Below are 8,111 nucleotides of genomic sequence, written 5' to 3'. Positions count from 1 at the left end.
CCACGCGCGCGGGGGGTGCTGGGGTCGCACGTCGGTGCCTCCTCTCGGCGGACGTCCCCACGCTACGTGCGGCACGGCCCGCCGTCGCGCCGCACGTCGACCGGGCCTAGCCTCACCGGGAGGGACGTGCTGCGGGGACGGAGGGGTCGGTGGCGGCTGACGGCGGCGGGCGGGGTCGACTCGTTGCGCTCGACGTCGCGCGTGCGGTGGCGATCGTGGGGATGCTCCTGGTCAACAGCGGCCCGGAGCACATGGACGGGGCGTGGGGGTACGTGTGGACCTCGGCGCACGGGCGGGCGTCGCTGCTGTTCGTGCTGCTGGCGGGGGTGGGGACGTCGTTGCTGGCCAGGGGTCGACCGCGGCTGGTGGACCATGCTGGGATCCTGGCGTGGCGCTCGGCGCTGCTGCTGGCGATCGGGGTGCTCCTGGGGCTGCTGGACCACCAGGCACAGGTGATCCTCCCGACGTACGCCCTGCTGTTCGCGCTGGCGATCGTCCTGGTGCGGGTTCCCACACGGTGGTTGGTCGTGGGCGCGGCGGTGGGTGGCGTGGTGGGTCCCGTCCTGGTGCTGGTGGTGCTGCAGCTCACGGAGCGGGTGTACGACCGGACGAACGGGGCGAAGGCCGAGGACCCGGTGGAGGCGCTGGACACGCTGGTGATGACGGGGCCCTACCCGCTGGTCACCTGGTTGGTGCCGTTCGTGGTGGGGATGCTGATCGGACGTGCGGACCTGCGTGGGCCGCGCACGGCCTGGGCGATGGTGGGGTGGGGCGCCGCTGCGGCCGTGGTGGCGCTGGTCGTCTCGCGGGGGCTGGTGCGGCTGGTGGGGGCGCCCACGAGCCGGGCGGGGTTCGACCACCTCGTGGTCCTCACCCCGCACAGCCAGATGCCGTTGTGGCTGCTCGGGAGCACCGGGGCGGCGGTGGTGGTCCTGGGCGTGGCGCTGGTGGCGACGCCCTCCCTGGGACGACTGTCACGGCCGTTGGCGAGCACGGGGCAGCTGGCCCTGACGGCGTACGTGGGCCACCTGCTGGTGCTGCACCTGCTCCCGGACCGGCCCCTGGTGACCGTCGGGGCGCTGGAGGTGCCGCTGGCCGTCCCGCTGGTCCTGGGCACCGTCCTGCTGGCGTGGGCATGGCGGGCGGTGTTCCCGTGGGGCCCGGCGGAGGTCCTCATGCGTCCGCCGTGGGTGTGGGCCGCCGAGCGTCGTAGGGTCAGATCTCAGCCCGCTCCAGGAGGTCGGTGACCAGCGCCGCGACGGGTGAGCGCTCGGAGCGCGTCAGGGTGACGTGGGCGAACAGGGGGTGGCCCTTGAGTGTCTCGATGACCGCCGCGACCCCGTCATGACGCCCGACGCGGAGGTTGTCCCGCTGGGCGACGTCGTGGGTGAGGACCACGCGTGACCCCTGCCCGATCCGGGACAGGACGGTCAGCAGGACGTTGCGCTCCAACGACTGGGCCTCGTCGACGATCACGAACGCGTCGTGCAGCGACCTGCCGCGGATGTGGGTCAGGGGCAGGACCTCCAGCAGGTCTCGTGCCACGACCTCGTCCATGACGTCCCCGGGGACCAGGGCGCCGAGGGTGTCGAAGACGGCCTGGGCCCAGGGGTTCATCTTCTCGGCCTCGGTTCCGGGCAGGTAGCCGAGCTCCTGGCCGCCCACGGCGTACAGGGGCCGGAACACCAGGACCTTGCGGTGCCGACGGCGCTCGAGGACGGCCTCGAGCCCGGCGCACAGCGCCAGGGCCGACTTGCCGGTGCCCGCCCGGCCGCCCATGGAGACGATGCCGACCTCCTCGTCGAGAAGGAGGTCGATGGCGATGCGCTGCTCGGCGCTGCGACCGTGGACGCCGAACACCTCCTGGTCGCCGCGGATCAGGCGCAGGTGCTTGTCCGCGGTGACCCGGGCCAGTGCCGAGCCGCGGGGTGAGTGCAGGACCACCCCGGTGTGGCAGATCAGGGGGCCGGGCTCCTGCCCGGTGAGGTCGAGCTCGGTCAGGTCCAGCCGGTCGGACTCCCACAGCTGGGCCATGTGCTGCTCGGAGACCTGGAGGGTGGTGGTACCGGTCCAGCCCGAGTCCACGGCCAGCTCGGCGCGGTACTCGGCGGCGTCCAGGCCGACGGCAGCGGCTTTGATGCGCAGGGGCAGGTCCTTGGAAACCAGGGTGACGTCGGCGCCCTCGTCGGCGAGGCTGCGGGCCACGGTGAGGATGCGGGTGTCGTTGTCGCCCAGGCGGAAGCCGGTCGGCAGGACGGTGGGGTCGACGTGGTTGAGCTCGACCCGCAGCGTGCCGCCCTGGTCCCCGACCGGAACCGGGTGGTCCAGGCGACCGTGGAGCAGGCGCAGGTCGTCCAGCAGGCGCAGGGCCGAGCGCGCGAAGTACCCGAGCTCGGCGTGGTGGCGCTTGGCCTCCAGCTCGGTGATCACCACGACCGGGAGCACGACGTCGTGCTCGTCGAACCTGTGCACCGCCCTCGGGTCGGACAGCAGGACCGAGGTGTCCAGGACGTAGGTGCGCGTGCCGCTCGTGGCCATGCCGTTCTCCCCACCCGGGCGACGGGGCGTCGCCCGATGCCCAGACGGTACGCCTGCGCCGTCCGCCTCAGGTGTCGTCCACGGCCGTGTTGCTCCGGAAGTTCACCCGATCGTCACGTGCGGCTACCGTCCCAGGCGACGCTCGCGGGCTGCGTAGGAGCGCAGCGCCCGCAGGAAGTCCACGCGCCGGAAGTCGGGCCAGTAGGCCTCGCAGAAGTAGAACTCCGAGTGGGCGGACTGCCACAGCAGGAACCCGCCCAGGCGCTGCTCACCGGAGGTGCGGATGACCAGGTCGGGGTCGGGCTGGCCCTTGGTGTAGAGGTGCTCGGCGATGTGGTCCACGTCGAAGGACTCCGCGAGCTGCTCGATCGAGGTCCCGTTGGCGGCGTGCTCACGCAGCAGGGACCGCACGGCATCGGCGATCTCGCGTCTGCCCCCGTACCCGACGGCGACGTTCACGTGCAGGCCCGCGACGTCCCGGGTCCGTTCCTGGGCGGCGAGCAGAGCCTGCGCGGCGTCCTGGGGAAGCAGGTCGAGCGCTCCCATCACCTGGATCCGCCACCGTCCGCAGGCGGACAGGTCGGTCACGGTGTCGCTGATGATGCCCAGGAGCTCGTCGAGCTCCTCCCGGGGGCGGGCGAGGTTGTCCGTGGACAGCATCCACAGGGTCACGACCTTGACGTCGACCTCCTCGCACCAGCCCAGGAGGTCGGCGATGCGGCCGGCCCCGCGGCGGTGACCGGTGGAGGCGCTCGCGCCCAGGTTGCGGGCCCACCGGCGGTTGCCGTCGAGGATCACCCCGATGTGGTGCGGGACCGCACCCTTGGGCAGGGAGGCGGTCAGGCGACGCTCGTACAGTCCGTACAGGGGGTGAGGCAGGCGCATACGGTGATCCTCAGGTGTGACGGGCCTGGCCCAGGCCGTGACGTGACGCGGGTCACGGTACCGCCCGCCGGGCCCGAACATCGTGCCGCGCCGACCTACGGTGTAGTAACCTACGCAACCGTAACCCGCGCCCGTGACAGGAGGACCCGTGGTCGCAGAGCACCTGTCCGCGGCCGTCAAACCGCGCCTGCGCGGGTGGATCCACGCCGGCGTCGCCCCGCTCGTGCTGGTCGCAGCGGTGATCCTGGTCGCCCTGGCCCCTGCGGGCGCGCCCACGGTGACCACGGCGGTCTTCGGAGCCACCGCGATCATGCTGTTCGGGACGAGCGCCGTCTACCACCGGGGCCGGTGGTCGGACCGCGTCACCGCCGTGCTCCGCCGGCTCGACCACACCAACATCTTCCTCATCATCGCCGGCACCTACACCCCCCTCGCCGCGCTGCTGCTCCCGTTCCCCACCAGCAGGACGCTGCTCGTCGTGGTGTGGGCCGGGGCGCTTGCAGGTCTGCTCGCCCGGGTGTTCTGGCTCGGGGCTCCCCGCTGGTTCTACGTCCCCATCTACATCGCGCTGGGGTGGGTGGCGGTGTGGTTCCTGCCTGAGTTCTCCCGGACGGGGGGCGCCGGCGTGGTGTGGTTGGTGGCCGTCGGTGGGCTGGCCTACACGGTGGGTGCGGTGGTGTACGGCACCAAGCGCCCGAACCCGAGCCCACGGTGGTTCGGGTTCCACGAGGTCTTCCACGCCCTCACCGTCGTCGGCTTCGGGTGCCACTACGCCGCGGTGGCAGTGGTGGTGGCGGCCGCCCGCTGAGGGCGTCCTGCTCAGCCCGTCCTGCTCACCCGGTCCTGCTCAGCCGGTCCTGCTCAGGGCGCCGGGACCACCCGGTACCGCCGGTTCTGCAGTGACGGGTTGAGCCGGCGCTGCTCCTGGACGTGAGCCGGGTCCAGCTCGACGTCGACGGCGTCCGCGCTCCCGCGGCCCAGCACCACACCACGGGCGTCGACGACCTGGGAGTCCCCCACCACGCCCCGCCCCGTCTGCGCCGCCGCCACCACGTACGACACGTCCTCCACGGCCCGGGCCCGCAGCAGGACGTCCCACTGGTCGGCCTTGCCCGGGCCCGCAGCCCACGCCGCAGGGACGACGAGCACGGTGGCGCCCGCGTCGACCAGGCGGCGCGCCGACTCCGGGAACCGCAGGTCGTAGCAGGTCATCACGCCCACGTGCATCCCGTCGACCTCGACGACGACCGGCGCCGCCCCCGGAGCACCGGCGTCCAGGCGCTCGGACTCGCGGTGCCCGAACGCGTCGTACAGGTGCACCTTGCGGTACTCGCCCACCACCCGGCCGCCGTCGACGACCACCACGACGTTCGCGGCCCGACCGGCCCGGGCGCCGGGCACCACGGTTCCCAGCACGACCGCCACCCCCGCCCGCGCCGACGCCTCGCGGACCTCGGCGACGACAGGCCCGTCGACGCCCTCCGCTAGGTCCGCGTCCACACCGCGGGGGTCGAACGCCGTCGCGTACTCCGGCAGCACCAGCAGCCGTACCCCGGCGGTGGCGGCTGCCGCGATCTCGGCGAGCACCACCGACAGGTTCAGGGCCCGGTCACGGCCCGACGCCATCGGTACCGCACGCACCCGCAGCGTCACCGCCGCACCGCCCCGTCCTCGTCGGCGTCACCCCCGCCGGTGGGGGGTTCACCACCCGGCTCGTCGACGCGGCTGCGGCTGCGGCTGCGATGGTTCACCCGCCGCATCTTGGAGGCGAACGACCGGAGCAGCGGGATCGCGGCCAGGACCACACCGAAGACGACCACGAAGCCCAGCAGGCCCGGGGTGACGGCCTCCGGGTCCAGGCCCGGTCGGAGCTCAGGCTCGACCGGAGGGTTCAGCAGCGGAACCCGCGCCAGCACCCACGCGCCCAGCACCGCGCTCACCGGTCGTCCTCCGGGTGGATCCCTGCGAACAGGTCGTCCTCAGGGAACGTGGTCGGCACCCGCGACTCGGCCAGCTCGTACTCCTCGACCGGCCAGACGTCGATCTCCAGGTCACGGGGAACCGCGAAGAAGAAGCCCTCGGGGTCGATCTGGGTGGCGTGGGCCACGAGTGCCGCGTCACGGTCCGCGAAGTGGTCCGCGCACCGCACCCGGGTGGTGACCTGCCGCTCCGGGATCTCCCGCATGGCCCGGGACGCGACCCAGTCCCCGAACGGCGACTCCAGCCCTGCGTCGACGACCGCCTGGTGCACCGTGCTGATCCGGTTCAACGAGAAGTCGTGGTTGTAGTACAGCTTGTGCGGCGCCCACGGCTCACCCCGACCCCGGTACCGGTCGGCCTGGCCCGCCGCCGCGAACGCCTCGGCCGCGACCTTGTGGCACATGACGTGGTCGGGGTGGGGGTACCCGCCCGTCGGGTCGTACGTGGTCATCACGTGCGGGCGGAACTCCCGCACGAGCTGGACGAGTGGGCCCGCGGCCTCCTCGAGCGGCACCAGCGCGAAGCACCCCTCGGGCAACGGCGGCAACGGGTCGCCCTCGGGCAGGCCCGAGTCCACGAACCCCAACCAGTGGTGCCGTACCCCCAGCGCCGCGGCCGCGGCCGCCATCTCCTCCCGGCGGATGTCGGCCATCTCCTCCGGGGACGAGGGCCGGACCGGGTACCGGGGGTTGAGGATGCTCCCCCGCTCCCCACCGGTGCACGTGACGACCAGGACCTCGACCCCCTGGGCCGCGTACATCGCCGTGGTGGCGGCGCCCTTGCTCGACTCGTCGTCCGGGTGCGCGTGCACCGCCATCAGCCGCAGGCCCGTCCGTGGTGCGTCCGTGGTGCCCACCGTGCGTCCTCCCAGGTGTCGGTTCGCACCCATCCTCTCGCACTCACGGACGACGCCGGACGCACCCGCGGCCGGCAGGTGCGGGACAATGGGACCAGACGACCCGACCAGGAGCGCCATGACCCAGCCCACCAGTCCGCCCGCCGGCCGCTACGGCCCACCACCCCGCCCGGGCCACCACCGGCGTGCGGTGGCCGCACTCACCGCGCTGGGCGTGCTCGGTACGGCAGTGGTGGTGTGGGTGGGCATCGGCCTCGCCCGCACTCCCGTCACCTGGCAGGACGTGGGCTTCACCCTGGCCGACGACCAGGTCGAGGTCGTGTACGAGGTGACCCGGCTGGAGCCGGGGACCGAGGTCCGGTGCACGGTCGAGGCGTTGAACTCCGCCTTCGCGCAGGTGGGCGTCGTCGAGGTGGTCGTCCCACCGGCAGACACCCGCACCGTCCGCCTGGCGAACGCGGTACGGACCTCCGAACCAGCCGTCACCGGTGTCGTCCGTGACTGCTGGGTCCCCTGAGGCCCTTGCTACAATCGTCGTTTCGCAGTGAGCGACCTGCCCCGGGGGTTGCCACGACGACCTCCACGTCCGCCCCGACGGCGGGATGAGGACGTGGAGCACCCGGGACACCGACCAGCACCCGCCGGGGCCGTGCGCCCCCGGGCCCGCACGACACGAGAACCTGCACGACGAGGAGCTCGGAAGGAGCGACCGTGACCGACACCAGCGCAGTCACCTGGCTGACCCAGGGGGCGCACGACCGCCTGACCGCCGAGCTCGAGGAGCTCACCACGACCGGCCGGTCCGAGATCGCGGAGAAGATCGAGGCGGCGCGCTCCGAGGGCGACCTCAAGGAGAACGGCGGCTACCACGCCGCCCGTGAGGAGCAGGCCAAGCAGGAGGCCCGCATCCGCCAGCTGCAGGACCTGCTGCGCCGCGCGGTCGTCGGCGAGGCGCCCGCGGACGACGGCGTGGTCGAGCCCGGCATGGTGGTGACCGCGACCGTCGGCGGGGACGACATGACGTTCCTGCTGGGGTCCCGTGAGGTCGCCGAGGGCACCGACATCGAGGTCTTCTCGGAGAGGTCGCCCCTGGGCGAGGCGATCCTGGGCCGCTCGGCCGGCGACACCACCTCCTACGCCGCGCCGTCGGGCGCGACCATCGAGGTCGTCATCCGCGAGGCCAAGCCCTTCCAGCCCTGACCGGCCGCGAGCACCTGTGACGAGGGGCCGGGGAGCGAGCAGCTCCCCGGCCCCTCGTGCACCCTGAGACGTCAGGCCTCCCGCGCCCGGTAACCCACCGCCCGCAGGTGCTCCACGACCTCACGGCAGTGGGCGGGACCGCGCGTCTCCACCTGCACACCGAGCTCGACCTCGTCGATCGCCAGGTCCACGCCCGTGCGCACGTGGCCCACGTGCATGACGTTCCCGCCCGTGGCAGCCAGCTCGGCCAGCAGCGACGCCAGCGTCCCCGGACGGTCGTCGATCCGGACCTGAAGCTGCAGGAACCGGCCCGCGGACGCCAACCCGTGCCGTACAACCCGCAGCAGCACCAGGGGGTCGATGTTGCCCCCGGAGAGCAGCACCACCGCAGGTGTGCGCACCTGCACCCCGGCGAGCAGCGCGGCCACCCCGGCCGCGCCCGCCGGCTCGACGAGCATCTTGGCGCGCTCGGCGACCAGGAGCAGGCCCCGCGAGAGGTCCTCCTCCCCCACCGTGTGGACGCGCACCCGAGCCCCGTGCAGCAGGGCGAACGGGACGTCGCCAGGCATCCCGACCGCGATGCCGTCCGCCATGGTCGCCAGGTGCCCCGCGGGCAACGGCCGTCCGGCCGCCAGCGAGGCGGGCCATGCCG

10 protein-coding genes are annotated in these 8,111 nt (G+C 73.2%); 4 read left to right on the top strand and 6 right to left on the bottom strand.

Features of this window, described 5'->3' with window-relative positions:
• Positions 1 to 149 precede the first annotated feature (149 nt).
• Positions 150 to 1,247, top strand: coding sequence for a DUF418 domain-containing protein (locus N869_RS10930; RefSeq protein WP_035061490.1), 1,098 nt, complete (start codon positions 150 to 152; stop codon positions 1,245 to 1,247).
• On the opposite strand, the gene N869_RS10925 is transcribed toward N869_RS10930, so the two are convergent.
• Together N869_RS10925 and N869_RS10920 are read right to left on the bottom strand one after the other, a co-directional pair.
• On the bottom strand, positions 1,216 to 2,538 hold the full coding sequence (locus tag N869_RS10925; protein ID WP_035061489.1) for a PhoH family protein: 1,323 nt from the start codon (positions 2,536 to 2,538) through the stop codon (positions 1,216 to 1,218). The two genes, N869_RS10930 and N869_RS10925, sit on opposite strands and share 32 nt — an antisense overlap.
• A gap of 123 nt (positions 2,539 to 2,661) precedes the next feature.
• The gene (locus N869_RS10920; RefSeq protein ID WP_035061487.1) at positions 2,662 to 3,423 is read right to left on the bottom strand and encodes an isoprenyl transferase; all 762 of its coding nucleotides are present in this window, start codon (positions 3,421 to 3,423) and stop codon (positions 2,662 to 2,664) included.
• A gap of 148 nt (positions 3,424 to 3,571) precedes the next feature.
• Here N869_RS10920 and trhA point away from each other — a divergent pair, with 148 nt between their 5' ends.
• Entirely contained in the window at positions 3,572 to 4,231 is a 660-nt protein-coding gene (gene trhA / locus N869_RS10915) for a PAQR family membrane homeostasis protein TrhA (RefSeq protein WP_232229706.1), read from the top strand.
• Between the two features lie 53 nt (positions 4,232 to 4,284).
• On the opposite strand, the gene N869_RS10910 is transcribed toward trhA, so the two are convergent.
• Genes N869_RS10910 through mca form a run of 3 tightly spaced genes read right to left on the bottom strand, consistent with a single transcriptional unit; the run spans position 4,285 to position 6,220 of the window.
• The gene (locus tag N869_RS10910) at positions 4,285 to 5,076 is read right to left on the bottom strand and encodes a nitrilase-related carbon-nitrogen hydrolase (protein ID WP_035061482.1); all 792 of its coding nucleotides are present in this window, start codon (positions 5,074 to 5,076) and stop codon (positions 4,285 to 4,287) included.
• Positions 5,073 to 5,363 carry a hypothetical protein gene (locus N869_RS10905; protein ID WP_052105437.1) on the bottom strand — a complete coding sequence of 97 codons (291 nt, stop codon included), beginning with the start codon at positions 5,361 to 5,363 and terminating at the stop codon, positions 5,073 to 5,075. Before N869_RS10905 ends, N869_RS10910 begins: the two co-directional genes overlap by 4 nt.
• Positions 5,360 to 6,220 (bottom strand): mycothiol conjugate amidase Mca, encoded by an 861-nt coding sequence (gene mca, locus N869_RS10900; RefSeq protein WP_035061491.1) that lies wholly within the window; start codon positions 6,218 to 6,220, stop codon positions 5,360 to 5,362. Before mca ends, N869_RS10905 begins: the two co-directional genes overlap by 4 nt.
• Positions 6,221 to 6,377: 157 nt before the next feature.
• On the opposite strand from mca, the gene N869_RS10895 reads away from it, so the two are divergent.
• Positions 6,378 to 6,776 (top strand): DUF4307 domain-containing protein, encoded by a 399-nt coding sequence (locus N869_RS10895; RefSeq protein ID WP_035061480.1) that lies wholly within the window; start codon positions 6,378 to 6,380, stop codon positions 6,774 to 6,776.
• 194 nt (positions 6,777 to 6,970) lie between these two features.
• Positions 6,971 to 7,459 (top strand): transcription elongation factor GreA, encoded by a 489-nt coding sequence (greA, locus tag N869_RS10890; RefSeq protein ID WP_035061478.1) that lies wholly within the window; start codon positions 6,971 to 6,973, stop codon positions 7,457 to 7,459.
• A 71-nt stretch (positions 7,460 to 7,530) separates the two neighbouring features.
• On the opposite strand, the gene N869_RS10885 is transcribed toward greA, so the two are convergent.
• On the bottom strand, positions 7,531 to 8,111 hold a 581-nt coding region (locus tag N869_RS10885; protein ID WP_035061476.1), incomplete at its 5' end, for a pyridoxal-phosphate dependent enzyme.

It is taken from the genome of Cellulomonas bogoriensis 69B4 = DSM 16987, assembly GCF_000767165.1.
GTDB lineage: Bacteria > Actinomycetota > Actinomycetes > Actinomycetales > Cellulomonadaceae > Actinotalea > Actinotalea bogoriensis.
Note: the sequence above shows the minus strand (reverse complement) of the source record. Positions and strands in the feature narration are given on the sequence as shown.